At 62.4% G+C, this 23737-nt stretch carries 21 protein-coding genes and 1 pseudogene; 4 read left to right on the top strand and 18 right to left on the bottom strand.

Features of this window, described 5'->3' with window-relative positions:
- Positions 1-5: 5 nt before the first annotated feature.
- Positions 6-3134: a type VI secretion system Vgr family protein gene (locus tag ACI48D_RS07295; RefSeq protein ID WP_435570556.1), complete on the bottom strand. Its 3129-nt coding sequence runs from the start codon at positions 3132-3134 to the stop codon at positions 6-8.
- Positions 3135-3379: 245 nt separating this feature from the next.
- Between ACI48D_RS07295 and ACI48D_RS07290 the strand changes: the two genes are divergently transcribed.
- Positions 3380-4594: a hypothetical protein gene (locus tag ACI48D_RS07290; RefSeq protein WP_435570555.1), complete on the top strand. Its 1215-nt coding sequence runs from the start codon at positions 3380-3382 to the stop codon at positions 4592-4594.
- Between the two features lie 401 nt (positions 4595-4995).
- Here the strand turns inward: ACI48D_RS07290 and ACI48D_RS07285 are convergent, their stop codons facing one another.
- Positions 4996-6342, bottom strand: a complete 1347-nt coding sequence (locus tag ACI48D_RS07285; RefSeq protein ID WP_435570554.1) for an IS701 family transposase — start codon at positions 6340-6342, stop codon at positions 4996-4998.
- Positions 6343-6729: 387 nt separating this feature from the next.
- Here ACI48D_RS07285 and ACI48D_RS07280 point away from each other — a divergent pair, with 387 nt between their 5' ends.
- Positions 6730-7035 (top strand): hypothetical protein, encoded by a 306-nt coding sequence (locus ACI48D_RS07280; protein ID WP_435570553.1) that lies wholly within the window; start codon positions 6730-6732, stop codon positions 7033-7035.
- A gap of 351 nt (positions 7036-7386) precedes the next feature.
- Here the strand turns inward: ACI48D_RS07280 and ACI48D_RS07275 are convergent, their stop codons facing one another.
- Genes ACI48D_RS07275 through ACI48D_RS07265 form a run of 3 tightly spaced genes read right to left on the bottom strand, consistent with a single transcriptional unit; the run spans position 7387 to position 10014 of the window.
- Positions 7387-8004 (bottom strand): TadE/TadG family type IV pilus assembly protein, encoded by a 618-nt coding sequence (locus ACI48D_RS07275; RefSeq protein ID WP_435570552.1) that lies wholly within the window; start codon positions 8002-8004, stop codon positions 7387-7389.
- The gene (locus tag ACI48D_RS07270) at positions 7991-8479 is read right to left on the bottom strand and encodes a TadE/TadG family type IV pilus assembly protein (protein ID WP_435570551.1); all 489 of its coding nucleotides are present in this window, start codon (positions 8477-8479) and stop codon (positions 7991-7993) included. The genes ACI48D_RS07275 and ACI48D_RS07270 overlap by 14 nt, the downstream gene beginning before the upstream one ends.
- Positions 8476-10014 carry a pilus assembly protein TadG-related protein gene (locus tag ACI48D_RS07265; RefSeq protein ID WP_435570550.1) on the bottom strand — a complete coding sequence of 513 codons (1539 nt, stop codon included), beginning with the start codon at positions 10012-10014 and terminating at the stop codon, positions 8476-8478. Before ACI48D_RS07265 ends, ACI48D_RS07270 begins: the two co-directional genes overlap by 4 nt.
- 446 nt (positions 10015-10460) lie before the next feature.
- On the opposite strand from ACI48D_RS07265, the gene ACI48D_RS07260 reads away from it, so the two are divergent.
- Entirely contained in the window at positions 10461-11093 is a 633-nt protein-coding gene (locus ACI48D_RS07260; protein ID WP_435570549.1) for a hypothetical protein, read from the top strand.
- Between the two features lie 38 nt (positions 11094-11131).
- Here the strand turns inward: ACI48D_RS07260 and ACI48D_RS07255 are convergent.
- Positions 11132-11362 (bottom strand): annotated as a pseudogene (locus tag ACI48D_RS07255) (hypothetical protein); the annotation flags it as partial.
- Positions 11363-11657: 295 nt separating this feature from the next.
- Between ACI48D_RS07255 and ACI48D_RS07250 the strand changes: the two are divergent.
- Positions 11658-12431, top strand: coding sequence for a head GIN domain-containing protein (locus ACI48D_RS07250; protein WP_435570548.1), 774 nt, complete (start codon positions 11658-11660; stop codon positions 12429-12431).
- A 57-nt stretch (positions 12432-12488) separates the two neighbouring features.
- On the opposite strand, the gene ACI48D_RS07245 is transcribed toward ACI48D_RS07250, so the two are convergent.
- The 12 genes from ACI48D_RS07245 to ACI48D_RS07190 form a co-directional block, all read right to left on the bottom strand.
- A complete protein-coding gene (locus ACI48D_RS07245) occupies positions 12489-12815 on the bottom strand; it encodes a BON domain-containing protein (RefSeq protein ID WP_435570547.1) in 327 nt (108 codons plus the stop codon).
- 91 nt (positions 12816-12906) lie between these two features.
- Positions 12907-13989 carry a LytR C-terminal domain-containing protein gene (locus tag ACI48D_RS07240; protein WP_435570546.1) on the bottom strand — a complete coding sequence of 361 codons (1083 nt, stop codon included), beginning with the start codon at positions 13987-13989 and terminating at the stop codon, positions 12907-12909.
- Positions 13990-14008: 19 nt separating this feature from the next.
- Positions 14009-14947: a type II secretion system F family protein gene (locus tag ACI48D_RS07235; protein WP_435570545.1), complete on the bottom strand. Its 939-nt coding sequence runs from the start codon at positions 14945-14947 to the stop codon at positions 14009-14011.
- 10 nt (positions 14948-14957) lie between these two features.
- Complete coding sequence (locus ACI48D_RS07230; RefSeq protein WP_435570544.1) at positions 14958-15935, bottom strand: type II secretion system F family protein; 978 nt, start codon at positions 15933-15935, stop codon at positions 14958-14960.
- Between the two features lie 20 nt (positions 15936-15955).
- Positions 15956-17299, bottom strand: a complete 1344-nt coding sequence (locus tag ACI48D_RS07225; RefSeq protein ID WP_435570543.1) for a CpaF family protein — start codon at positions 17297-17299, stop codon at positions 15956-15958.
- 19 nt (positions 17300-17318) lie between these two features.
- Complete coding sequence (locus ACI48D_RS07220; RefSeq protein ID WP_435570542.1) at positions 17319-18494, bottom strand: AAA family ATPase; 1176 nt, start codon at positions 18492-18494, stop codon at positions 17319-17321.
- A gap of 81 nt (positions 18495-18575) precedes the next feature.
- Positions 18576-18854 (bottom strand): hypothetical protein, encoded by a 279-nt coding sequence (locus ACI48D_RS07215; RefSeq protein WP_435570541.1) that lies wholly within the window; start codon positions 18852-18854, stop codon positions 18576-18578.
- A 10-nt stretch (positions 18855-18864) separates the two neighbouring features.
- Positions 18865-20385 carry a type II and III secretion system protein family protein gene (locus ACI48D_RS07210; protein ID WP_435570540.1) on the bottom strand — a complete coding sequence of 507 codons (1521 nt, stop codon included), beginning with the start codon at positions 20383-20385 and terminating at the stop codon, positions 18865-18867.
- Between the two features lie 34 nt (positions 20386-20419).
- A complete protein-coding gene (cpaB, locus tag ACI48D_RS07205; RefSeq protein WP_435570539.1) occupies positions 20420-21253 on the bottom strand; it encodes a Flp pilus assembly protein CpaB in 834 nt (277 codons plus the stop codon).
- Positions 21254-22621, bottom strand: a complete 1368-nt coding sequence (locus tag ACI48D_RS07200) for an ATP-binding protein (protein WP_435570538.1) — start codon at positions 22619-22621, stop codon at positions 21254-21256.
- A gap of 95 nt (positions 22622-22716) precedes the next feature.
- Positions 22717-23241 carry an A24 family peptidase gene (locus tag ACI48D_RS07195; protein ID WP_435570537.1) on the bottom strand — a complete coding sequence of 175 codons (525 nt, stop codon included), beginning with the start codon at positions 23239-23241 and terminating at the stop codon, positions 22717-22719.
- A 58-nt stretch (positions 23242-23299) separates the two neighbouring features.
- Positions 23300-23653 carry a Flp family type IVb pilin gene (locus ACI48D_RS07190; protein WP_435570536.1) on the bottom strand — a complete coding sequence of 118 codons (354 nt, stop codon included), beginning with the start codon at positions 23651-23653 and terminating at the stop codon, positions 23300-23302.
- Positions 23654-23737 lie beyond the last annotated feature (84 nt).

Here is a 23737-nt window from a genome sequence, read left to right as displayed (position 1 = left end):
TCTTTTTATATGACGGATTTTTTCGGGATCGAGAGCGGAACTTCAGCGCCGATGCGCGGCAGCGATCCGGGCAAACCGAGGGTGGACGCGACGATGGCGGCAGGCTTGCCAGCACTTAATGCGCCGTAGGTATCCAGGGCCGTCGCGCCGGCTGCGAATTTGCCCGCAACATTGGCCATGCCCGCCTGTCCGACCGGCGCCAGCAATGCTTGCGCACCGCCTTTTGGCAGCGACTGCACCGCGCTGGCCGCTTGCTCCGCGGCTTGCGCAATCGCGCCGAACTTGCCGGCTGCGCCGTTGAGACTGCCTGCCGCAGCTTTGGCGCCGGCGAGCAGTCCGGGGTTCTGCGTCCCCGGTGCCGGCGCTGGCCGGTCAGACCTTGCCGCGGTAGCGGCAGCCGCAGCGGCGCCAGCCTCGGGCGGCGCCACGGTCGGCCATTCGGTTGCCTGCCCGAAGTAGCTGTCTTCATCCCACGGGTCGCGCGGGTCCTTGCCGTAGCTGACCGTGGCCATTCCCATCGGCAGGCCGCTCACGCTGGCGAAGCCGTTGCCATCGAGCGTCCCCTGGTGGACGCCACCTTCGGCGTCGACGACGGTGTAGTCGCCTTGCCGGATGCCTTGGCGCCGAGCGCCTTCCGGATTCACGTACTGGTGATACAGGTCGAGCTGTCCCGGCGCTAGCTGCACGGGCTGCGGCAAGCTCGGCGTGCCTTCGCTCTTGCCGGGGACGAAACTATGATGCGCCGCGTGTTGGACCCAGTTGCCGTTGGTGCCATGGACGATTCCCGATGCGTTCCAGCGGCTGAAGCTGGTGCCGCCGTTGATCACTACCTCTTCCTTGGCCGTGATCGTGATCCGGTTGGCGGTATGGGTGATGTTGAGCTTGGCCAGGATGTTGACGCTGTCCTTCAATGCGGTGATGTCGATGTCGGCGCTGGCCGCCACCAGCTTCATGCCTGCCTTGTAGGCGAACATGCGCACCGCTTCCTTTACGCTGACGAGCAGGCTCTTGCCCGCGCTCAGGCTGGCATGGCCGCCGCTGGTCAGGGCGGTGTGCTCCACGCTCATCAGGTGGGTGGAACCCTGTGTGCTGGTTTCGATGCCGGCGGGGCTGGCTAGAAGCAGGTGGGGAGCCTGGAATTCCGGGAATTCGCCTTGCGCCGGTGTACCCCCTTGGCCTTTGATGGCGTCGACCTGGGCCTTCAGCGCGGCGGCGACCTGGTCCTGGTCGCCCGGCTGGTGCGCCTGCGCCTGTTGGGCGGCCTGCGACAGGCTGTCGTGCAACTCCTGGCCCTGCGCCATGCGCGCCAGCGTCTCCGCCATGTCGGTGATATGGGCGCGGGCGTTCGGCCGTCCTTCGGTGCTGAGCAGCAGGCCCTGCTGCGCGCGCACCGCGCCGTGGCCGTCGGTGCGCAGCTCGAAGCCCTGGCCGCGCGCGTCCTTGCGTCCGGCATTGTCTTCGATGCGGTTGATATGACCGAGGCTGAGCTGGCTGGCGAGATGGTCGCTTTTCAGCTGTGCCTGGATCTGTTCCTTCGTGTCGTCCAGGATGAGGTGGTTGCCACGCCCGCTCGCTTCGCCCGCCTGCAGCTCCCGGCTGCGCAGACCGCTCAAGGCCTGCTGCTCAGGCAACCGCCACGGTGGCATGTGGGTGTGGTTGTACAGCGCCCCAAGAATCAGCGGGTGGTCGATGTTCCCGTTGACGAAGACCACGCCCACTTCCTCGCCCACCCGCGGGAGGCGGATATGCCCGAACTCGACGTCAGCGCCCGGCGACATCACGCGCACCCAGGCCGAGCTGTTCTCGTCGCGCTTGCCCAGCCGGTCCCAGTGGAACTGGACCTTGACCCGCCCGTAGCCATCGGTATGAATCTCGGCGCCGACCGGGCCGACCACGATGGCGGTCTGGATGCCGTGATAGACGCAGGGCTGGCTGTTGTAGTGGCGACCCGGGCGCCACTGGATGTCCTTGCGTACGCAGCGGAACGTGTTTTCGTAATGCGATGGCGCGCCCGGCCCGGCCTGGTAGTTGTTGCTGGCTTCGTGGTCGACGGACAGGATCAGGTAGTCGCGGTCGCGGATGCTGGGCTGGGCCGGCTCGCCGTGCTTGGGAACGCGCAGCTCGGCGCTGAAGTGGCCGCCGAGCTTGAAGCACCGGCCCGGCTGGGCGGTACGATCGTTGCCGCGCGCTTCGAAGGTTTGCGTATTCGCGTCGCGCTCGCCCATGCGCTGCTGCGCAAGGCGTTCGCCGTCGTCATGGGTGCGGAAACCGTACGCGCCCGTGTTCTCGTAGATTTCGTAAGGGTAGACGTCGCCCTGCTTGTTGAGCGACTCGGCAGTCGAGCGCTGCGCGACCGGGTTCTTGTAGTCGAAGCTGGCCAGGGTCGTTTGGCCGGAGCCGAGCCGGCGCACGGCGCTCCATTCGCGGATGCCGTCGTCTTCGAGCGAGCCGGCCTGGTCGCGGAATGGGATCCCGCCGGAGTCGTCGATCCCGGTCGGATCGATGGGCTGGGCGAGCGTGCTCCGGTCGCTGAGAAAGAGCGTGTGCCCGTCGGCCCGGTGCTCGTAGTAATAGTGCAGTCCGATCTCCTCCCAGCGCCGGTGCAGGTGGTTGTAGTCGGTCTCGTCGTACTGGTTGGCGCAGGTCAGCCGCGGATACTCGCCAACGATGACCGGATTCCAGTCGTTCTGACGGTAATGGGCAAAGGTGAGCTCGGTAATTTCGATGACGCTCTTGCCGAGGAACGAACGGTTGTCCTTGCGCAGCTTCGCGAATGTCAGCCAGGGCTCGAGCACCATGTGGTAGAACGCGAAGCCACCATCGGTGCGAAGGAAACGGAATTCGGTGACGTAGCCGTTGAAGTAGCGCAGCGATCCGTCCTCGCGCACGAGCGAGATCGTGACCATCCTGGCCATCATTGCCTTCAGCGGAATCCGCGCGTCGTCCGACAGGAGTTCGACCTCGAAGCGGAAGCACCGCGAGACTTCCTCGTGCGCCTTGAGTCGGTTCGGCAGGAGGATGCGATCCGGACCGTCGTTGCGGGGGAAGTCCAGGCGCGTCAGGCGGTCGTGCTGCGCATCGTGACCGAACGCCGATAGCGCAGCTCCCGCCGCGATCGCTTGGCTTCCGTCCATGTGTTGCCTCCGATGGTGTAAAGCTGTCAAATTTCCATCGGCTAAGGTAACCAAGCGCTTTCAGACGGCCTTGATAATAAGCAAGAACCGGGCTCTGCTGTTGTCTTGATGGGCAGCGGCAGTGCAGCGAACTTTCGCCATACGTGCTGATTTTGCTCAGCTTGATTGATCGCAATGTGAACTGACGGGCGGGTTCTACATTTTTCGTTTGATTGCCAGCAAGCAGCGCAAAACAAGGGGAGAGCATGCGCAAGCACGTATCCAACGGAAAGCCTATGGGAATGGACATTGTTCTCAGGCCCGCAAACAGCAGTTACCCGAACGCCCCGGCAGTGGAGCGCATCGAGGTCGGCCCGGCCTTGAAGAAGAGCCGCGTCGGAAGGCTCCATGGCCGGCCGTACCCGGTTCAGTTCCGGAACCAGGGTGCATTCGACGCCTGGAAGCAGGCGCTGGGCAGCGGCCCGGAATGGACGCGGTGGACGGACCCGGAGGCGACGTGCTGGAGCATACGCCAGGAGATCCAGCAGCAGCTCAACGTCATGCGTGCGGACAGGCACGACAGCATGGAAGCCGAAGCACGGGCGCAGGTCGACGCGCGGATGCAGGCCATATCGATCAGCGCAAACCTGAAGTACGAACTGCAAAAAGGGGCGATCATCGAGGCGACGCCGGCACTCGAGACCCTGCTGCTCAATTCCGACATGGACCTGGACCTGCCGATGAAGATGGTTGCGCCTCCTTATCCTGCGCAATATCTCAGGTTCGGTCCGGAGGCCGCCCGCCACCTGAACGTGCCGGATTCGGATTTGCCGGACCGTCTGTTCGACGGTGTGTTCTGCTTTTTTACCCCGCCATCGAACCGCCACGGCGATGCAACCGCCAAGTGGACGCTCGAGCTTATTTTCGTCAGCCAGCGCCAGGACTGCTTTAGCGGTCAGGTCGCCCTGCTGGGGGAAACGGAGCGGGACGACAAGCCCTTGGGCGAATGGCTCAACCGGGTTCTCGACACGGCGACGGGACGGTCGATAGAGACCTTCTACAAACCCATGTACGCAGCGGTGAGCTATGTGGTCAAGGTCTTCCTCTACATGGCGCTCAGGCAGGCACGCGCCATCGAGCATCGCGAATACGACGAAGCGATGCGGCGAATCGCCGGACTCGGGGTCAAGAAGCGGGCCCGATTGCTTCAACGCGTCGAGTCCCTCTACAACGGCATCCGGGTTGGACCGGATGACCTGCCCGACGAGAATGCAGGCCATGAGGGCGGCAGTGCCGTGGCGCCGCATTGGCGCAGGGGGCATTTCCGGATGCAGGCTTGTGGAGTCGGGAAACGAGAGCGCAAGCTGATTTTCGTAGCACCCATGCTGATCCATGCGTCACAGTTGCAGGGCGAGATTCCGGCACCGAAGCCGTATCGTGCCGGCAGTACACAACATCCTGCGCGCGCGGTTGCTTCGTAGGCGAATTGGGCTACCGCCGGACTTCCGGCGCCTGCGCGGCGCGATCCCGTTGTCCTGTCGGGCCCTTCGCTGCCGTCCGCCGAAGGACGGGGCGTATATTGGGCCGGCTTGCCTTGCCCTCACAGCCGGTCAGGAAGGAATTCAAACCGAGGCGCTTGCGATCCGGCCCTTTGGTTTGCGTAGCATGGCCGTCGACAGTGAACTGAACATCCTGAGCTAGGCGAAGGATGTGGCGTACAAGCTGCGATGTAATTTGTTCACTTAATACTCAGGGGATCCCAAGTCCGGTGCAGTTCGTGATATGAAGAAAACGTCATTAAATGGCAAAAGCGTATGGCAGACAACGCGCGAGCGATGGAATAGATTAAATGAGATGTTTTACTTAGCTCGACTTTGTCCATCTACGCGGCGTAGCAAACCGTTTCCGTCAGGCGGTCGAATAGGGCGCGGGGTATTTTCAGCATGTCGCCCTGGCGCCCCGACCCGCCGTAAATCGCCTCGCTCCATAACGAGCGGCGCACCAGGGCAATCGTGTCGGAAAAGGTGGGGCTGTCTTTGGCATACCAGGCAGCATGCCGGCTCATCAGGCCGTCTTGTGGAACCAGCTGCCTGGCCGTCAATGACACGATCGAATACAGCCCGAGGATGACAGGTGTGGTGCAAGCGATGGCACGATCGGACCATTGCCGCTGCGTTTCCATGCCCAGATGCGCACGTGCTTCGAAGGTCACTTCGATCTGCCAGCGGCGGATGAACCAGGCGAGGATCTGTTCGGGTTCAACAGTTTCGTCGGTGCAGAGAAACGCTTGTGGTGTGAGTTTGTGCTGCGGATCACGCACCAGCACCCAGCGCAGGGGTATCGTCGGTAGGGCTTTGTGAAACCAGACGGCGGTGCCAGTAGCGATCTCGACGACCTTGTCGCCCTGGCCGTACCATTGATGCAGTCTCACGGCACGCCAGTGGGTATCCTTGGCGGTCGAGATGGCTTTCAGCGTTGGTTGTCGCTCTCCTTTACGGCGCGGTCGTCCAATCGTGCCGGGTGCGCGCTGCGGTGCCGGATCAAACAGGGCGGCATCGAGCCGCAAGCGGGTGATGACACAGACCTTGCGGCGCACCGCATCGAGCAGTTCCAGCGCCGCGAAACTGCTGTCGGCGACCACCACGATGGAGCGCTCGGGCACCCAGCGCTTGACCATCAACAGCAGTTGTCGGGCGCGGTCCGTGAGCTTGTTGGGACGCCGTCCACGTTGCAGGTAATAGCGCTCGGACGGCGCCAGTACCGTACAAAACGGCAGCGCCCAGCACCGATTCGCCCATGGGATTGGCGCCACCAGCATCAGGCATAACCAGCGCAAGCCGCTGGCCTTGACGAAATGACCGTGGCTCGAGCGCACCGGATCGCGATAGATGCCCTTGGCGGCAATCTTGGCGCCACGTCGCCGTTCGATCGTGTCATCCAGCGCCATGATCAACGGACCATCCGGTGCGAACGCCTCGATGAGCAGCTTGAGCAGTCGTCGCCCGCCCCCCAGTGTCGACCATTTCACGCGGTTCAGCACACGGTGGTATTTCTGGAATTGCCGCTCCTGCGACAATCCCATGACGCGCAACACCGCACTGACCGTGCGCGGCCCGACTGCCAGAATGGCACCAGCCAGCAGTACCTGCACCAGTGGCCAGGCACGCTTGGAAAACAGGTCGGACAGTCCTACAATGGCTCTGGTAAGCCCGGATGAAATAGTTGCCATGATTAACCTCCCTCCGCCAAGAGTCGGTCAATCAGTAACTATACATTCGGGCTTATTTTTCTTCGCGAACGCGCCTTCAAATGGACAAAGTCGAGCTTAGAGTGTATGGACAAAATCCATAACGTCATGGCGGCGTACTATCTCGATGTGAAGGAGCATGCCATGGCAACGAGAGATCCACTCGACGGTACTAAGCCTTTAAACAGCGTTGGCGGCAAGCTACCAAGCTATGGATTGAAATCAAGTTGCAAGGGTAATGCAGGAGCATGCTGTGCTTAGATACAACTTTTCTGACAACACAAAGACGTCGATTTCTGTTCAATCGGCTCTTTCCCTCGCCGCCTTGAAGTAAGAGTTTCCCGAAGTTATGGACGCAATGGAGACACTATGACGGACCGCCCTTTTTCAAAGGTAGCTGCTGGGGCCGCGGTTGGAACGATGGCCTATCTCGTTCTCGCGGTCTTCGCGTTTGCAGTGCGCTCTCCTGCACTAAATTTGGTTCTGCTGCCCGGATACTTCCTGTTGATCGCGCCGGCGCCGATCCTTGCCGTGGTAGGGTTGAGTGCTGGAGGCTGGCTCATAGCAGAGCCAAACACGGCTGGATTCGTGCTGTTGATCGCCCTGTATACAACTGGAGCATATTTCCTGGCAGCTTCCATCGAACGACGGTCCGAGACTGCGACCGTTGCGTAATGTGGACACGCGTTTTACTACCTTTTAGGATCCCGAAGTGAATGCCGCTAAGGCCGGCAAGGGCAGGATGAGGACTCAGCCGTCCTCATGGGATACTTTTTGGTAGCTTTTGGCAGGCACGATTATCAGTCTCCCAAACTTGATAGTTGTGCTGCCGGACTTTTGTGGCCACATCCGACTGCAGGTTCCGGCCCGGCCACGGACTAGTGCCCCGCGTCTGCACGACTTCGGCTGCTGCAGGTTCCCGACACTGATTTGCCGGGAACCATGGCAGGGGGCGTTCATCGGCCGGAAAACAGCAGGCGAAGAGCCGCAATCAGCACAGTGCAGCCTGCCCCCTTGAAGCTAGAGTCATGGGCACGGTGCTGTGCCCGCGACGTACCCGAGGGATTCGGCCGTCGCGATCGTCGTCGCCTTGTGGAGAGGAAGACGCAGGTCAACCAGCGGCAGCAGCATCTGCGATTTCACCGGCACGCAATTGCTGGAGTCCGCCGTGTCGCAGACACTGACCTGGACGAAGCGGATGCAGTTGGCGGCATTTGGGTTCTGCATGCAGATCTGCCGGTTCTTGGCTGCGCAGGTGGGCAATGCACTCTGGTCAATCTTCGACAGGCTCAACGCGCCACTTGAGGTATCTCGCAAGAGTGCCAGGTACTCGATACGGATATTTTGGTCTGATACCGGCGGCGCCAGTGCAAGGTCGCCAGGTGAGGTTCGGAACACAGCATCCTGTTTCACCTTGTCGATCGCGGTCGTGTCGCCGGGATACACGTTGACGGCCGCCACAGCGGCACGACGGGTGACTTCCTGCAGGGTATTGTAGACGAACATGAGCCGCGCAACCTCGATGGTGCCGAACACGAGCGTAAAGAAAAGTCCAGCCAGTAGCGCGAACTCAATGGCTGTCGTTCCTGCCTGTGAAGTGCGGGGGCGCAGGCGTATGCCCCTCGACGGGTTAGTTGCCCACATAGCGCATTACCACTTTCACGTCGATGGACATGCCGTAAGGCCCAAGATAGGCATTAAAGATTGGATCCGAAAAATTGAAGCCGACTTCTACGCTGACATTCTGAGGTGGCTGTTTCCCGTTCACTGAGACACAGGGATTATTGCCATCGCAGCTCGAGGTTACAGTGGCGTTTGAAATATCCTCGCCAGGAGCCAACTCAGCGATTTCTGTCCTAGCAATCTCGTTGGCAACAGCCTGGGCGTACCCGCCCAAGGTCTTCGATCTCAATTCCATTTTGGAAACGGTCGACAGATAGCGTGCAGCGTCCTGGGCTGCTTTTTGGGCGACCGTGTAATGCCACATGTACCGTGCCCACAAAATCACGGGCGCCAACGCTATGATGAAGAGGGGTAATATGATTGCCAGTTCGATTGCTGCAACGCCACGCTGCCGCTGGCGCACGACCGGCACAAGCTTACGAGTCGGGATTTTCATGGATAGAGCTCCACCTGGCCTGTGAGCTGATTTCCTTGCACCGCTCCAGCAAATTCGGCAATCAAAGTGTCCGCCGTCGCCGGAACAGTCATGAAGAACTTGCCTATCCCTGCGACAGTCGCCGTGACATTGGAACCGGAAGGCACCCCGTCCTTGCAAGAAAGCAGTGGGACATACAATACGCGGCTGTTCGACGTCGCGAAGTTCTTCCGGCTCGGGGAAGGCGATGAGATGGTACCTGGATTCAGGGTCCCGACCGGGGGGCTGTAGGGCGTGTTCTGGTAATTACTCTGCGCAGACAGACCAGTCTTGTAGTACAGCTTGCCCCAGTCTCCGGTGGTGAACGGCGTGTAACCACCAGACGGCACAGTCGCGGAATACTTGACGGCCTTGGTATAGGCCCAGAGTGGACCAAACGAAGCTGCGCTCAGGCCCGTGATGGTGCTGCCCGGCGGCGGTATGTCGGCCACGGTCTCGAGCCTCCCACGCTCGGTCGTGGTGACTGCTGCCCGACTGCCAGGCGTGGGGTTCATCCAGCGCGCGCCGTTGTTGACATCATTTGGATAGGGCATCACGTTCGTGTCCGGCGGTGCGCTGTTCGGGCTGCACAAGTTCCCGGTATAGTCGTCAAACCGGGAATTCAGCTGCACATACACGGAGTTGAGAGGCGATGTCGAAGGCAGAGAGGTGACGTGGATGGTGCTACTTTGCAGCTCGGGCATCCACATGGTGCCGGTACACGCGAATGGGCCAGAGATCGAGATGTCAAACGATGAGCTAGACATGCCTGGTCCGGCGACGGGATTGATCAGGAAGCGTGCTGGAGTAATATCCTTGGGATTGAGCCGCATGAGGTCGTAACTTACGCCGCGGCGAAAGCCATACTCCACCAGTTCATTGTCAGTAAGGCCGGTGTTGCTCCGTTGGTCGGCAGCGATGTCCGACATCGCACAGATCGCAACCGGAATCGCATTGATGCTGGCCCGGCCCGCTACCGCACTGGAGTTGACCGTTATCGTGCTCAGCGCGCTCGAAAAGATCGGCATGATCAAAGGATGCACTGTGCTGACCTGCACATCGAGACCGGAGATATCGACCTTGGCAAAATAATATGCCGAAGCATCGGAGATCCCAGAGCTTGGGCGCCAGTCTCCAGTTCGCGCAGGGGTGGTACTGAACGTCAGGGCAGCATCATTCCATATGATCGAAACGCCGTACTGGTAAGTGAAGAGTTCCGCCGTCTGCTTGGCCTTTGTCTGGGCTGAAATGATCCCGGCACTGGTTCCATTCAACTCCTTCGCTGCAGCCAGAGCCACAGCCCTTGTTATTCCGCTCAGCTCGACTTTCCGGTTATACAGTTGCCCTGTGGCCAGTGCTAGGCCACAAAGGATAACAATCAGGACCAATAGGGGCACACTCATGATTGCAAAGGCGCCTCGTTCGCGGTGGCGAGGCGCCATACGATAGCGCATACTGGTTACCGTAATACCCGTAGCGCGACGGCAATCGTCTGGCAGATTGGGCTTCGGTGCCATATGTTCCCTCATCGTTCGTATTTCATGGCTTCAGGAAATCTCGGCCTTCACCAGACGAGTCTATCGGCTCATGGTTTAGTGCAATTGATTTCAAGCAACCATAGAAAAAATCGGACGATCAATGCCGGAATTCGGGTATGTCACTATGCGACCGCACAGGACAATGGATCGGAAAAGGTGCGAGCCACTTCGTAGTTCATGGTCTGCTCGAACACATCTAGGTCTGCGCCCCTTACCGTCCTTCAGGAGAGCGCGGCGTTAGGCCCACGCTACATTGCGAAATCCTGTCCACTGCAGTTCCCTCAGCAGGCATATCCTAAGATTGATATAAAGCAATCCTTGGCACATCCTCGATTGCCATTATGAAAGCACTACAACAAAGTGGAGAAAGAAAGGCAGAAGGTTAATGCTTCGTATCCGATGAAAACAACTACCGGGGGGGCACCATGAAAAAAGGGAATGCTGCACTCGATTCCTCTATTCGGAACACCAGTTTCGCTGCATTCTTGTTTATCACTCTCGGCTTCCTACTGTTGGAAGCCTGCACTTTTCGGTTCGGAGGAAAACCGGTCGCGCATATTACGAACGCACTTATCGGTATCTCGATTTCTGCGCTCATCTGGCGTCGTGTCATTCCTTACTGGGCTGTTGCGACGAAGAACACGTCCGTGTCCGTGCGCGCGAAAAATGGCAGTCTGCCTCGCGCCGCCGATGTGGCTTCAGGAATTTTACTGGCTGGCATGGGATACCTTGGAGCCGATGCGCTACTGAGTGAATGGGTAACGCCGGTGTGGGCATTTACGTCTTGCCTGTACCTCTTCCCCTGGTCGGGGATTCCCCTTTGCCGAAGTGGTCTGCTTGTCCCATGCTCCATGATCGCCCTAGGGGCAGCGGCTCACCTGTGCTGGGCGGCGCACTTGCCTCATCCGATATCCTTCCTGCTCGCGGTATGGGTACTCTGGACAATGGCAGCATGTTGCTGGCTCAGGCTTATCTTCCTCAGGCAGAAAAAGCTGAAAACAGCTCAGCCAGCTCCCCAGGACCCGGCCGACCTGCCGGAGGGCATGCTGCACAATTAAAGAATCGGGTCAAAAGGGCTTTCTCCAATAGCCATGCTTCAACAAAATCGTGCCACTCGTGCAAAAGGTCGATTGGTCGCCGACGGTAGTGCTTTTCGGCCAGGGCGGTCGGCTGGCAGAATGTTTATATTCGCCTGCTCAAGCATCCACATTTCAACCCTGATATGCCACATACGTAGCAGATCGAGCGGACGCCGGATGTAGTTCTGTTCGCGGACACCCTGCGGCGCATGCCCTTGTATCTGCGCAGCAATACCAGCAGGGGTCTCTTCATGGTTGGGCTTTTTGCTTTCTGAATCTGTGTAAATCTATTGTCGGCCAAATAGTGCAGCAGGCGAACCGGTTCGCTGTAGAGGGCCAGCCATACGACCGCGCCGCTGACGCGGGCACCGCAGGCCTGGCTTGCCTCCTGCACCGCCACCAGGTGCCGGCGCATCGCGCCAGACGTGTTGCGGGGATTTTACGTTTCATACCGCCGATGCTGCAGTCTGTCGCAATCGGCCATTTCTCCACGGCGAGCCAATCTATAGTGGATTCATCGGCAAACCAAAAGGAGAACAAGTCATGAATAAACTGCTCGGCACCGCCTTCCTTGCTACCGCTTTCTCGATGGGGGCACACAGCGCCTGGGCGGACGATCTGGTTCACGAAAACCGCCCCGTCGACGCCAAGGTCTCGAAGGTCCACCTGGGCGGCGTGATCCGCCTGAACCTGCGCCAGGGGCCAACGCCCTCGTTGGTGATCTCGGGCGACCGCCGCTACGTCTCGCAGATCACGACGACCCAGCGCGGCGACACCCTGACGATCGACACCGACAGCAATAACATGCACTTCGGGAATAACAAGGGCAATGAATTGCGTGCCGACCTCACGGTGCCGAACCTGCAGGAATTCGTCTCCGAAGGGGTGGGGTCGAGCGAGGTGTCGGGCTTCAGCGGCGACAGGCTGGTGGTGTCGCTGGATGGCGCGGGTGCCGTGAAAGTCAGCGGCCAGTACCGCGACATCGATGCCCACCTGGGCGGCGTCGGCGGCCTCACGCTGAACACGACGGGCCAGGCGGACCGCATCGAGCTGCAGCTCGGCGGTGCGGGCCACATCAGCGTGAGCGGCCAAGCCAAGGTGCTGCGCGCCCACCTGGGCGGCGTCGGCAGCCTCGACGCGCAGCAACTGCGCGCCGATACCGTCGACCTCGACATGTCGGGCCTGGGCGGAGCCAGCGTCTTTGCCAGGACTGTGGCCAACGTCAACCTGAATGGCATGGGCTCGGCCACCGTCTACGGCAAGCCGGCGATGCGCAACGCGACCACGAGTGGATTCGGCAAGGTGAGCTGGCAGTAACTTGGCTGCACCACCGGCACGGGGCTGGGCCGCCGTGCCGGATGCTTTGCCGCAGGCTTAGCGGATCACCGTATCGTTCTTCACGGATTTCACGCCCTTCACGCCACGCGCCAGTTCGACGGCACGCTGGGCGCTTTCACGTGAGTCGACGAAACCGCTCAGCTGAACCGTACCCTTGAACGTTTCCACCTGAACCTGGGTCGCCTTGACGGTCGGGTCGGCGGCAAAGGCGGCCTTCACCTTACCGGTGATGAGGGAGTCGTCGATGTACTCACCGGTGCCTTCACGGGTGGGGGTCGGGGCGCAGGCGACGACCGAAACCAGCAGGGTGCCGGCGATAACGGATTGGGCAATAGCGGACTGGAAACGACGAGTAAGAGCCATGGCAATTCTCCCGATTTGTTGAGATTTTTATTATTCCCAATTTCGGTTTAGGCTGTCGCCCGATACTGTTGTGAAAGCGGCACTAGCGCCCTCAGGGGGCGCCGGCTGCGCTTGCATGAGCTGAGGGCAACGCGTTGGAACGGCTGGCAATCAATTCGGCCGACAGGTCGCGCCCGATCACCAGCTTGACGTTCGCGCGTCCGCTCATGTTGACCTCGACCGGCCTGGCGCCATAGCGCCCGGCCAGCCGTTCGGCCACGACACGAAAGGCCGCCTGGTACTCGATGCGGCTCTGGCGCACCGCAAAGCCCTTCTCGTTGGTCAGCCGCACCACCTTGACGTCCGGGTCGCGCAGCTGGCGCGACATCAGCCGTGCCAGGCCCTGGCGCCCGTTGCCGTTGCAGATTTCGAGCGCGGCGACGAGCGGCAGATCCTTGTCCTGCTTTGGCGGCATCGGTGCGCTTGGCGCGGCCGGCGGCGCGCTGCGGGCCGAGGCCACGCGCCGCAGCTCGAGCATGCCGTTGGGTTTGGCCACGACTTCGACGAAGGCCCAGTCCTGATCGGGCCGCTGATTCGTCTTCATCGCCTTTTCGATCGCCGGCAGCTTGGCGCCACCTTCCGCGGCGGCGTAATCGGCGCGGAAGTCATGCTCGCGCAGGGCACTGGCCTGGCGCAGCATCTGCACGGCGCGCTCTTCCTGGCCGAGCTGCCGCAGCGTCTCGCCGAGGCGCTGCCAGGCGCGGTGGTTCAGCGGATCGAGCAGGCAAGCCTTCTCCAGCGCAGCCAGGGCCTCATCATATTGCCCGTTGAGGAAGTAGGCATGGCCCAGGTTACCGAACAGGAAGGCGGCGGATGGACCCGAGGCCATGGTGGCGCCGCGCGTCAGCCCGCGCCAGACCGCGATCGCCTTGTCGAAGTCGCGCTGCTCGGCGTAAGCGATCGCGAGGCCGTTGCGCGCATTCACGTGGTTGGCATCTACTTGCAGGGCGGCCTGGTAGGCCGCGACCGCCTCGTCGTAGCGGTGCGCCAGGTGCAGGTTACGGCCGCGCACATAATGCTCGTCGGCCGCCGCCGTGGGCGCCGCTTCCTGCCGCACCAGCGGGCTGCTGCAGCCCAGCAGCAGTGCACCGCTGCACAGCAGGAACAAGGTATGGGTCAGGAATCGGGTACGCATGACGATCTCCGCAAAAGAATCAGTTGGTGCCGTTGATGGCACTGAAGGTGCGCGTGATCTGGATCGCGGCCGGGCCCAGCAGCACCATGAGCAAGGTCGGGAAAATACAGAAGATCAGGGGGAACAGCAGCTTCAGGCCGATCTTGGCAGCGGCCTCTTCGGCGATGACCCGGCGCTTGTTGCGCAGGTTGTCCGAATACACGCGCAAGGCGTCGCCGATGCTGGTGCCGAAGCGCTCGGACTGGATCAGCATGGCGACCAGCGCATCGATGTCGTCCACGCCAACGCGCAAGGCAAAGTTGCGCAACGCCTTTTCCTTGCTGAATCCTGCGCGCATTTCCATCAGGACCAGCTGCAGTTCCTGCGCCAGCGTCACACTCTTGATGTGGATTTCGGATGCCACCTTGACCAGTCCACGCTCCAGGCTCAAGCCGGCCTCGACGCAGACGGTCAGCAGGTCGAGCGCGTCAGGAATGGTTTCAAAAATCTCTTGCTTGCGGCGCCGTACGATCGCTGCCAGGACCATGTTCGGCAGGTAGTAGCCGCACGCCGCCGTGAGCAGCAGCACGCACAGTATTTTCGTGGCGTCCAGGGTGGCCGGGACAAGCGCCAGCACGATACCTGCAATGGCGGGAAACCCTAGCGCGAGACCGCTTTTCGACGCAAAGTACAGCGCCGGCGCCGCCGGGTTACGCCAGCCCGCGTTCATGAACCGGGCACGGAGCGCCGACTTTTCCCAGCCTTCTTCCGGTACCGACAATTTGGTCAAGGGGCGTGCCGCCTGCGCGACGCGCTCGACCCAACTGCTGCCGTCTGCATTGACGTCATCGGAACGGCCCATGAAACTGGCCAGGCGCGCACGCAAAGCGGCGGGGGCGAACAGCAACATGCCCAGCCACGCCAGCGCGCAGACGATCATGAACACGAACAGCAGGAACAGTAGTTGTGCAGTATTCATCGACGCTTCCTCAGATACGAATGCGAATTACCTTGCGCAGCCAGATGACGCCGACGATGATCATCGCCAGCGCGTACCAGAGCAGTCTGATTCCGGACGGGTCGCTCCACAGGAGCTTGATATAGTTGGGGTTAATCACGATCATGATCCCGCCGACCGCGAAAGGCAGCAGGCCGAGGATCCAGGCCGACATCCGGCCCTCGGCCGACAGGACGCGCACCTGGGCGACCAGCTTCAGGCGGCTACGGATGATGGAACTGATGCTGCCTAGGATTTCAGCCAGGTTGCCGCCGGTCTCGCGCTGGATCAGGACCGCGATGATCAGATAACGCAGGTCGGTGAGCGGAATGCGTGCCGCCATGTTGTGCAGCGCTTCGCTCAACGACACGCCATAGTTAATTTCTTCGCGCACCATGCGAAATTCGCCGCTGAGCGGTTCCGTCAACTCATTGCCGACGATCTGCAGCACGTTGGTGAAGGAGTGGCCGGCGCGCAACGCACGTGCGATAAAGTCGGCGGCGTCCGGCAATTGCTCCTCGATGCACGCCAGCCGCCGTATCCGTGTCCGCCGCACCAGCCACAGCGGAATCAGGGTGAACAGAAGCGCGATCGAAAAACGCATCGCCAGTGGCAACGGCCAGCGCACGACCAGGAAGGCGCCAGCCAGCAGCGCCGCGCCCGACCACAGCAGGAAATAGCTGACCGACCACTTCATCCCTGCCTGAATCAGCAGTTCATCGATGCGGTGCGCGACAGGAAGGTGGTGCAGCATCCGGTCGATCACATCGTGCCGGCTGAAACGGCGCTGCTTCAGGATCGATATGCGTTCGCTGGAACGGCCCGCATTTCCCGACATGAGCTGCAGGCGCCGCGCCACGCGCTGCGCCGCAGCACCATGCTTGCCCACCCACCACAAATACGTCCCTTCGATGCCAAGAATGACGGCAGCGAACAGAAAGACGACGAAACCGTAGAAAAGGATGTCCATGCAAGGCTCCGCGTCGCACTTCAGGTGAAGATGCGGTCAGGATCGAAAGTGTCCTCCGGTACCGGCGCGCCGAACATCCTGAGACGTTCGGCAAAGCGCGGACGCACGCCGGTGGCGCAGAAGTGGCCCAGCACCTTGCCGTCGGAATCGACGCCGGTCTGCTCGAAACGGAAGATCTCCTGCATCGAGATGATCTCGCCTTCCATGCCGGTGACCTCCTGCATGCTGACCACCTTGCGGGTGCCGTCGGTCAGGCGCGAGGCCTGCAGGATCACGGTAATGGCCGAGCAGATCTGCTGGCGGATCGCGCGCGGAGTGAGGTTCACGCCGGCCATGCTGACCATGTTTTCCAGGCGCGCAAGCGCGTCGCGCGGCGTATTCGCGTGAATCGTCGCCAGCGAACCTTCATGGCCGGTGTTCATCGCCTGCAGCATGTCCAGCGCTTCCGCGCCACGTACCTCGCCCAGGATGATGCGGTCCGGACGCATCCGCAGGGCGTTGCGCACCAGCGCGCGCTGCGTCACCTCGCCCTTGCCTTCGATGTTCGACGGACGGGTTTCGAGCCGCACCACGTGGGGCTGGCGCAGCTGAAGCTCGGCGGCGTCCTCGATCGTGACGATCCGCTCGTTGCCCGGAATGAAGCCGGAAATCAGGTTCAGCATGGTGGTCTTGCCGCTGCCGGTGCCGCCCGAGATCAGGATATTGACCTTGGCCAGCCCCAGGCTTTCCAGCACCTTGATCATCGGCGGCGTGACGCTCTTGAAGTCGAGCAGGTTCTGCACCATCAGCGGGATGGCGCCGAAGCGCCGGATCGACACCAGCGGGCCGTCGACCGCGAGCGGCGGAATGATCGCGTTCACACGTGAACCATCGGGCAGGCGCGCATCGACCATCGGACTCGACTCGTCGACACGGCGGCCGACGCGCGAGACGATCTTTTCGATGATCTTCATCAGGTGCGCATTGTCGTGGAAGGTGATGTCGGTCAGCTCGAGGCGGCCGCGCCGTTCGACGTACACCTTGCTGTATGTGTTGACCAGGATGTCGGAGACGCTCGGGTCGTTCAGCAAGGGCTCGAGGGGTCCGAAGCCCAGCATCTCATGCTGGATGTCCAGCACCAGGTGATGGCGCTCCTGCTGGTTCAGCACGATGCGCTCTTCCTCGATGATGCGCTGGACCAGCAGCGCCAGCTCGTGCTTGAACTGCTCGCTGGTCAGGCGCTTCAGGCGCTCCAGATCGATCCGGTCGAGGATCATCTGGTGCATGGTCTTCTTCAGTTCCTGGTAGGCCTGTTGGGCCACTTCCGGCAAGGGCTGGTGCTGGCGCTCCTCGTCGGTTCCGGACAAACGCTCGCGCAGGGACATGAGTGGGCTCCTTCAAATATCAGTCATCGCCTTCGCCGCGTCCGAACAGGCGGTCGAACAGGCCTTTCGATTCGGCCACGCGGCGGGCAGTCACCACCTCGACCAGATCGGCCAGGCTGCGCGCGGCGGCGCTGCCGCGTGACAGCTGCAGCACCGGGATACCCTGGTTGACCGAGTCGGTGACGGCGATGTAATCGTTGGGCACCGTATGCAGCACCTCGGCGCCGAGCGCCGCGTGCAGGTCCTGCAGGCGCAGCCGTCCGCCCTTCTCGTAGCGGTTGACGATCAGGCGGACGTGGTCGGTGACATAGCCGAGCGAACGAAAGATGTCCAGCAGGCGGCGCGCGTCGCGGATATCGGGCAGCGCCAGCTGCAGCACCGGGTAGATCGCGTCGGTGGTGTCGAGCGCGCGCAGCGAGACGGCGTCGATCTGGCGGCCGACGTCCAGCAGGATGTAGTCGTAGTGCTGGCGCGCCACGCGCAGGATGATGTCGATGTGCTCGGGCTTGGCCTCGACCGTCTGCCCTGGGTCGTCGGCGGCGGCCAGCACGCCGAAGCCGGGGGCCACATGCACCAGGCAGGATTCCAGGAAGGGGCCGTCGATGCGGGCGATCTGCTGGCACACGTCCGACAGCGTCATGGCCGGCTTCTGGTCCGACACATACAGGGTCGCGTCGCCGAACTGGCGGTGCAGGTCGATCAGCAGCACCTTCTTGTCGGCGAGCGTCGCCAGCGCATAGCCGAAATTCGTCGATATGAAGGTGGCGCCGCTGCCGCCCTTGCAGGAAATGAAGGCGAGCACCTTGCCGTCCCGGGCCGAGGCCACGCCGGCAGTGGCGGCGATACGGTCGATCGCCTCGTGCAGCGCGCGGTGCACCAGCGGCAGCGGCAGCACTTCGCGCACGCCGGCGCGCATGGCGCGGATCAGCAGCTCGGGATGGTGGTTGTCGGTCAGCAGCATGAAATGCGCTGCTGCGTAGTGGCGGGTCAGGCGTTCGAGAAGATCGCCGTCCGCGGCGTCCGCTTCGCTGGTGTCGACGACGACCACACTGGGATTCTCGGACAGCGGGCGGTCGAGCGCATCACGCAGGCTGACGCGGCTGGCGGAAACGTTCAGCGGCGGTACGCGCGCCGCGCCTTGGGAGGCGATCTCCGCGTAAAGCTGGGTGTCGCGGCTGATCAGGAGGGCTTTCATCGGGTTCCTCGGGACGGCGTTCTAGCAAGTCCATGCCAGGTTCGGGTAATGCAGCGCAGGGCCAGGACGGAGGGCGCAGCGTCATTTACCACGGCTCGTGCTGATCAATGGCTGGCTGTCGCTGGTATCGTTTTCCTTGTACGAACGCTGATAGCGTTCCTGGGCCGCGAGGGCGGCAGTGCCGTCCACGCCGTGTGCAGGGTTCGTGTTGGCGGCCGCCGCCGGTTCGATGACCTGGGCGGCCAGGTTGGCGCGCACCGATGCGCCGAAATGGTCATTGAAGCGCGGGCTCGAGCTGCAGCCCTGCAACAGCGTCCCCAATACGGCGGCGAGCAGGAGCGGATGACGTCGGATGGACATTGCGTTCTCCTTATTTCAGTTCGAAACCGGCCGCGCTCTGCGACGGACGCGAGACCGGCGCCGGCGTCGAAGCCACCGCGGTCGTCGTCTCCGGCGCGGGACCGTCCAGCCGCCCGCCGAGCATCAGCGCAGCGCGCGAGGGTGCGCCCACCTTGTCGGTCGGCAGTTCGTAGCCGGCGCCCGGCAGCGGCTTGACGAGGCGGGCCGTGATCACGAACACCAGCTCGGTACGATCCTGCTGGTAATCGGTGCTGCGAAACAGCGCTCCCAGGATGGGTACTTCACTCAAGAGCGGCAGGCCCTTGAGGCTGGTCACCAGATTGTTCTTGACCAAGCCACCGATCGCGAAACTCTGGCCGTCATACAACTGGACGGTGGTACTGGCGCGCCGCGTGGTCACGACCGGCAGGATCGCCGTGCCGGAAACACCGTTGGCCGACAAGCCGACGCCTTCACGCGACAGTTCGGAGACCTCGGGCGCCACGCGCAGATTGATGCGTCCACCGGACAGCACGGTCGGGGTAAAGCGCAGGCCGACGCCGAATTCCTTCTCTTCCAAACTCACGCGGTTGTTATCTTGCGCCACCGGTATATAGAACCGGCCTCCCGCCAGGAACATGCCTTCCTGGCCGCTGATCGCCATGACGTTCGGTTCGGCCAGCACGCGCACGAGGCTGTCCTGCTTGTCCGCTGCACCCGCCAGACTGTTGCCGTTGGATTTGGACGCAGAAAGCGAACTGTGGGCTGTACCGGTAAGAAAATTCGATACCAGGGTCGTTGCCCAGCTGCCGGAGCCGAAGTGCCACGAGGTTCCGGCTTCCAGGCGCTCAAGCAGGGACTTCGAGACTTCGGCAACCTTCACTTCCAGCTGCACCTGCTGCGGAGAGCTGACGGTCAACAGGTTGACCACGCGGGAGCCGGCACCGGCGCCCGCCGCCCCGGTGCCCTGGTTCCCGGCCGTATCCTGTTTGTCCGACACCGACAGCGCGCGCAACGGACGGCGCACATAGGCGTTGGCCAATGCGATCGCGTGCGCTACGGCACCGGCATCGTTGACGCTGCCGCTCAGCACCAGCGTATCGCCCGCGGCCAGCACCTTGATGTCGCGTTCCTCCGGCATGGCCGCGGCGAGCGTGGCCTGCAACGGCGCCGCATCCATCGCCACCGTAATCTCGAGCACGCTGCACAGGCCGCTCTTCCCCTGCACGATCATGTTGGTGCTGCCGACGTCGACCCCGGCGATGTACAGCGTATCCTGTGCCACCAGCAGCGCCTGTACCACCGCTGGATTGCCGACACTGCGGTGCTGTACCGGCTCCGGCAGCCGCATGAGGCTGGACTTGCCAAGCTGCAGGGCCAGCTGGGCGGGTTTCGCTGCCTCGCCCTGGCAGTGCGGACCGAGCTCCGTACGCACCGGCGCAGGCTGGCCCGGGTTATCTCCGGCCTGGATCGGTTTGGCGGCAAATGCGGGACCGGCAGCAACAATGACCAGGCCAGTCGCAAGCAGGCAGCGGAATATCGGTTTGTGCATCAGGCATCCGTTCATGGCATTACCCTGGACAGGTTCAGAAGCATTCCTGCGTCATACGCAGACCGTTGAGTACAGAGACGCAATCACGACGCACGGGCGCAGCAGTCTTCACCACGACCGGACGCACTGCCGGGACCGGCTTGGGCTGGGCCGGCGGCGGCGGCGGCAGCAAGGTCTGCTTGGTAGCGCCTTCGGTACTGGCGGACTGCGGATCGACCTGATTGCGCAGCGCGAGGGACAGCGTGCCCACGCTGCGCGCCAGGTCGAGCTTCTCGGCCTGCTCCGGCGTGACTTCGAGCGTGACGGCGTTGACCACCTTCGGCTTGGTCTCGTCGCGATTGACTTCCTGCGCGACCGCCAGCACCAGGATCCGCTCCAGCACGATTTTCGAGATGCTCTGTTCGTGTGCGTTGGAACCGGGCTGTAGCTCCTTCTGCGTGCTGACGATGATGTCGACGTAATTACCTGGCAGCGCGAAGCCGGCCACGCCGATCACATCGTTCACGCGCACCGTAATCGCCCGCTTGCCTTCGCTGATCAGGGCCGACAGACCGCCCAGGGTGCCGGACGGCGCCAGTTTCGCTTCGCTGACCGGCTCGCCCATCAGCAGGTTGGTTTTCAGGACCCGGCCGGTGAGCTTTTGCGGATCGATGAACGCCCCCTTGGGCATGCTCTCGGTCGGCCACTCGGCCAGCTTGAACATCTCGGGCGACAGCCGCTGTCCAAGGCCGATATCGGCGTTGGCGACGGCAATGCGGCCGCTGGCGCCGGTAGGCTGGTTCAACAGCCAGCGCGATGCGAATACCACGGCCGCCAAGCCGAACAGGATGGCGATTCCCATCACGACAAATGCGCGCTTGTTCTTCATTTAGGCCTCCAGCTTGCTGGCAATGAACATGCTGCGCCAGGCCTGCTCGACCGCCGCGACAGTCAGTCGCGGTTCGGTCCCGGCAAAACCGGCAAAGTCGGCAATCCGGTCGAGCAGCTCGTCCGGGTAACAGGCCAGTAATTCGCGATTCGATTGCGGGTGCAGTTCCTCGATCAGGTAATTCGCTGCGCCGTCGTCGTACTCGATGCGGCGCATGCGGCACTGGCGCCGCAGCAAGGCGCGGTAGGTGCTGGCCGACCATGCTCCGATCTCGGCCTTGTAGCCGATGCGGCGCAGCGCTGCATCGTCGAACACGGTGGAGGGCGCCAAGTTGGTGGCGAACACCAGGACGACATCGAATGGCACCACCTCAACCTTCCCTCCCTGCAGCGATAGCTGGTCGACGCCGGCGTCGAGCGGGGCAATGAAACGGTCGAGCAGTTCGCCGGCCGGGATGCGCTGCCGTCCGACGTCGTCGATGACCAGCATGCCGTTGTTGGCCTGCAGGTGCGGCGGCGCATGGTAGACGCCTTCCTCGGCGTCGTAACGCAGGTCGAGTGCGTCCTTGCCGAGTTCCGCGCCGACGTGTACCAGCGGGCGTCCGCAGACGGTCCAACGCGCATCGCAGCTGCGGCGCTCGTCCTGCTGGCGTGCAAGCGGGGGCGGGGGCGGGGCAAGATGCAGCGTCGGCTCATGCAGGCGAATCACCTGGCGCCCGACAATCAGCGCGTAAGGTACGGCGATCGGACCGGACAGCAGCTGCGCAAGCCTGCGGGCCAGCTGGGTCTTGCCGCTGCCGGAAGGGCCGTGCAGCAGCAGCGAGCGGCGTGCGTACAGGGCGGCGCCCAGCACCTCGCGTGCAGCCAGTGTCAGGCCGCTCTCCCCCAGGGCAGCGGCCAGCTGTGCCGGGGTGACGCGTTCGGCGCCGGCGTGGCACAGCGCCTGGCGCTCGACCACGGCGCGGTACGAAGCCAGCGTGACCGGGGCCGGGCCAACATAGCGGGAGCGTGCCAGCGCATCGGCCGCGGCGCGCTGGCCGATCGTGGTCAGCTGGTACTGCATATCGATTTCGGAGTCGCCGCACCAGGCGACTTCGATCTGCTGCTCCGCGATCAGTGGATTGAGCACTTCGCGCAGCACGCTGATCGACAGGCGCAGCTTGCCGGCCAGGACTGCGAGCGGGACCTTGCCGCTGGCCTGGATCGCCTTGAGCACCAGGTCGGCGACGAAGCGCGACTCAAGGCCGGTATCGCGCACGGTTTTCGCCTGGCGCGGAAGCAGCGGTACGATCTCCGGGCCGCCCGCAGGGGGAGCGAATTGCACGGCGCGCGGCGCCGCGGTACTGTCTGTCGATAGTGTTTCGAACATCGGAACCCCCTAGATCTGACATGTTTTCCGAAGCAGGTGGGAATTGATTCTAGCGACCGCCCTCCGGCCACACTTGCGTTTCGCTAAAGACAGACTCATCCGTAATGCCGGACCAGCGCGATGACCGTACCGGCTGCGATCGCCAGGCCATACGGCATCGAACCGACGCTGGTTTGCTGCGCCGGGACAATGACTCCGGCGCCCGGTGTCATTGCGCGAAGCAATATGCGGCGGATATTGCCCAGGACGGAGCGCAGCTGCCCATGCGCCAGCACCAGCAGCAGGGCCATGACGCCACCGGCGCACCAGCTCAGCACGGCGATCTCCAGCACTTGAGCGGGGCCGGTGAAAAAACCCACCACGGCCATCATCTTGACGTCCCCGGCGGCCATGCCTCGCAGCAGGTAAAACGGCAGGAACACCGCCAATCCCAAGGCCATGCCGCCAAGCGCGGTCAGCAGGTGTTCGCCAGGCGTGGGGGACAACAGGTAGAGCAGCAAGGCGACGGCCATTCCGACCAGTAGCAGGCGGTTTGGAATACGGCGCGTTCCCAGATCGTTGACGGCCGCAATGCTCACCAGTAGCAGCAGGGCCGCGCTCAGGTACTGTTCGATCGGCATACTATCCTCGGAATGAAAAAACCCTCCGGGCCACTGGCTCGGAGGGTTACAGCCGCTATCAGCCGGGGGTGGCCGGGGCAGCCGGCGAGACCGCGTCCGTCAGCTTCGTTCCGATGTCGGTGAAGGCCTTCGAAATGTCCTGGCCGAGAGTGGTTGCCCCGCCGGCAACCACGAGACCGACCAGCGCGGCGATCAAGCCATATTCAATGGCGGTCACACCGTTCTCGTCAGCGGCGAAAGCTTTCACTGCAGAGATAAAGTTACTCATGACATACTCCATATGGTAGGTTAGTAAATACAGCCCTGGCCGGAAGTACTGCTTGCCTTGCTTCTCGCGGCTGACTGCTCCGCGTTCCGTGCCAGTAAGTTCACTGTAAAAGATGATGCCGTACGGCAAGTTGACTGCACGCAAGTTTTCCAGTGGGCACTATTTTTTGTCGAACGGCATCATTCTTTCCGCGCTTCATGGCATGGATCGCCCTTCTCCTTGAGAAAA

The sequence above is a fragment of the Massilia sp. LXY-6 genome (genome assembly GCF_051233485.1).
In the GTDB taxonomy this organism is placed as follows: domain Bacteria; phylum Pseudomonadota; class Gammaproteobacteria; order Burkholderiales; family Burkholderiaceae_D; genus Telluria.
Note: the sequence above shows the minus strand (reverse complement) of the source record. Positions and strands in the feature narration are given on the sequence as shown.

Excerpts from the sequence above, each read along its gene's own strand:
- ACI48D_RS07245 (WP_435570547.1), bottom strand. The coding sequence starts at position 12,815 with ATGGCTCTTACTCGTCGTTTCCAGTCCGCTATTGCCCAATCCGTTATC.
- ACI48D_RS07235 (WP_435570545.1), bottom strand. The coding sequence starts at position 14,947 with ATGAATACTGCACAACTACTGTTCCTGCTGTTCGTGTTCATGATCGTC.
- ACI48D_RS07275 (WP_435570552.1), bottom strand. The coding sequence starts at position 8,004 with ATGTGGGCAACTAACCCGTCGAGGGGCATACGCCTGCGCCCCCGCACT.
- ACI48D_RS07225 (WP_435570543.1), bottom strand. The coding sequence starts at position 17,299 with ATGTCCCTGCGCGAGCGTTTGTCCGGAACCGACGAGGAGCGCCAGCAC.
- ACI48D_RS07285 (WP_435570554.1), bottom strand. The coding sequence starts at position 6,342 with ATGGCAACTATTTCATCCGGGCTTACCAGAGCCATTGTAGGACTGTCC.
- ACI48D_RS07220 (WP_435570542.1), bottom strand. The coding sequence starts at position 18,494 with ATGAAAGCCCTCCTGATCAGCCGCGACACCCAGCTTTACGCGGAGATC.
- ACI48D_RS07260 (WP_435570549.1), top strand. The coding sequence starts at position 10,461 with ATGAAAAAAGGGAATGCTGCACTCGATTCCTCTATTCGGAACACCAGT.
- cpaB (WP_435570539.1), bottom strand. The coding sequence starts at position 21,253 with ATGAAGAACAAGCGCGCATTTGTCGTGATGGGAATCGCCATCCTGTTC.
- ACI48D_RS07265 (WP_435570550.1), bottom strand. The coding sequence starts at position 10,014 with ATGGCACCGAAGCCCAATCTGCCAGACGATTGCCGTCGCGCTACGGGT.
- ACI48D_RS07200 (WP_435570538.1), bottom strand. The coding sequence starts at position 22,621 with ATGTTCGAAACACTATCGACAGACAGTACCGCGGCGCCGCGCGCCGTG.
- ACI48D_RS07280 (WP_435570553.1), top strand. The coding sequence starts at position 6,730 with ATGACGGACCGCCCTTTTTCAAAGGTAGCTGCTGGGGCCGCGGTTGGA.
- ACI48D_RS07215 (WP_435570541.1), bottom strand. The coding sequence starts at position 18,854 with ATGTCCATCCGACGTCATCCGCTCCTGCTCGCCGCCGTATTGGGGACG.
- ACI48D_RS07240 (WP_435570546.1), bottom strand. The coding sequence starts at position 13,989 with ATGCGTACCCGATTCCTGACCCATACCTTGTTCCTGCTGTGCAGCGGT.
- ACI48D_RS07230 (WP_435570544.1), bottom strand. The coding sequence starts at position 15,935 with ATGGACATCCTTTTCTACGGTTTCGTCGTCTTTCTGTTCGCTGCCGTC.
- ACI48D_RS07295 (WP_435570556.1), bottom strand. The coding sequence starts at position 3,134 with ATGGACGGAAGCCAAGCGATCGCGGCGGGAGCTGCGCTATCGGCGTTC.
- ACI48D_RS07195 (WP_435570537.1), bottom strand. The coding sequence starts at position 23,241 with ATGCCGATCGAACAGTACCTGAGCGCGGCCCTGCTGCTACTGGTGAGC.
- ACI48D_RS07270 (WP_435570551.1), bottom strand. The coding sequence starts at position 8,479 with ATGAAAATCCCGACTCGTAAGCTTGTGCCGGTCGTGCGCCAGCGGCAG.
- ACI48D_RS07210 (WP_435570540.1), bottom strand. The coding sequence starts at position 20,385 with ATGCACAAACCGATATTCCGCTGCCTGCTTGCGACTGGCCTGGTCATT.
- ACI48D_RS07250 (WP_435570548.1), top strand. The coding sequence starts at position 11,658 with ATGAATAAACTGCTCGGCACCGCCTTCCTTGCTACCGCTTTCTCGATG.
- ACI48D_RS07290 (WP_435570555.1), top strand. The coding sequence starts at position 3,380 with ATGCGCAAGCACGTATCCAACGGAAAGCCTATGGGAATGGACATTGTT.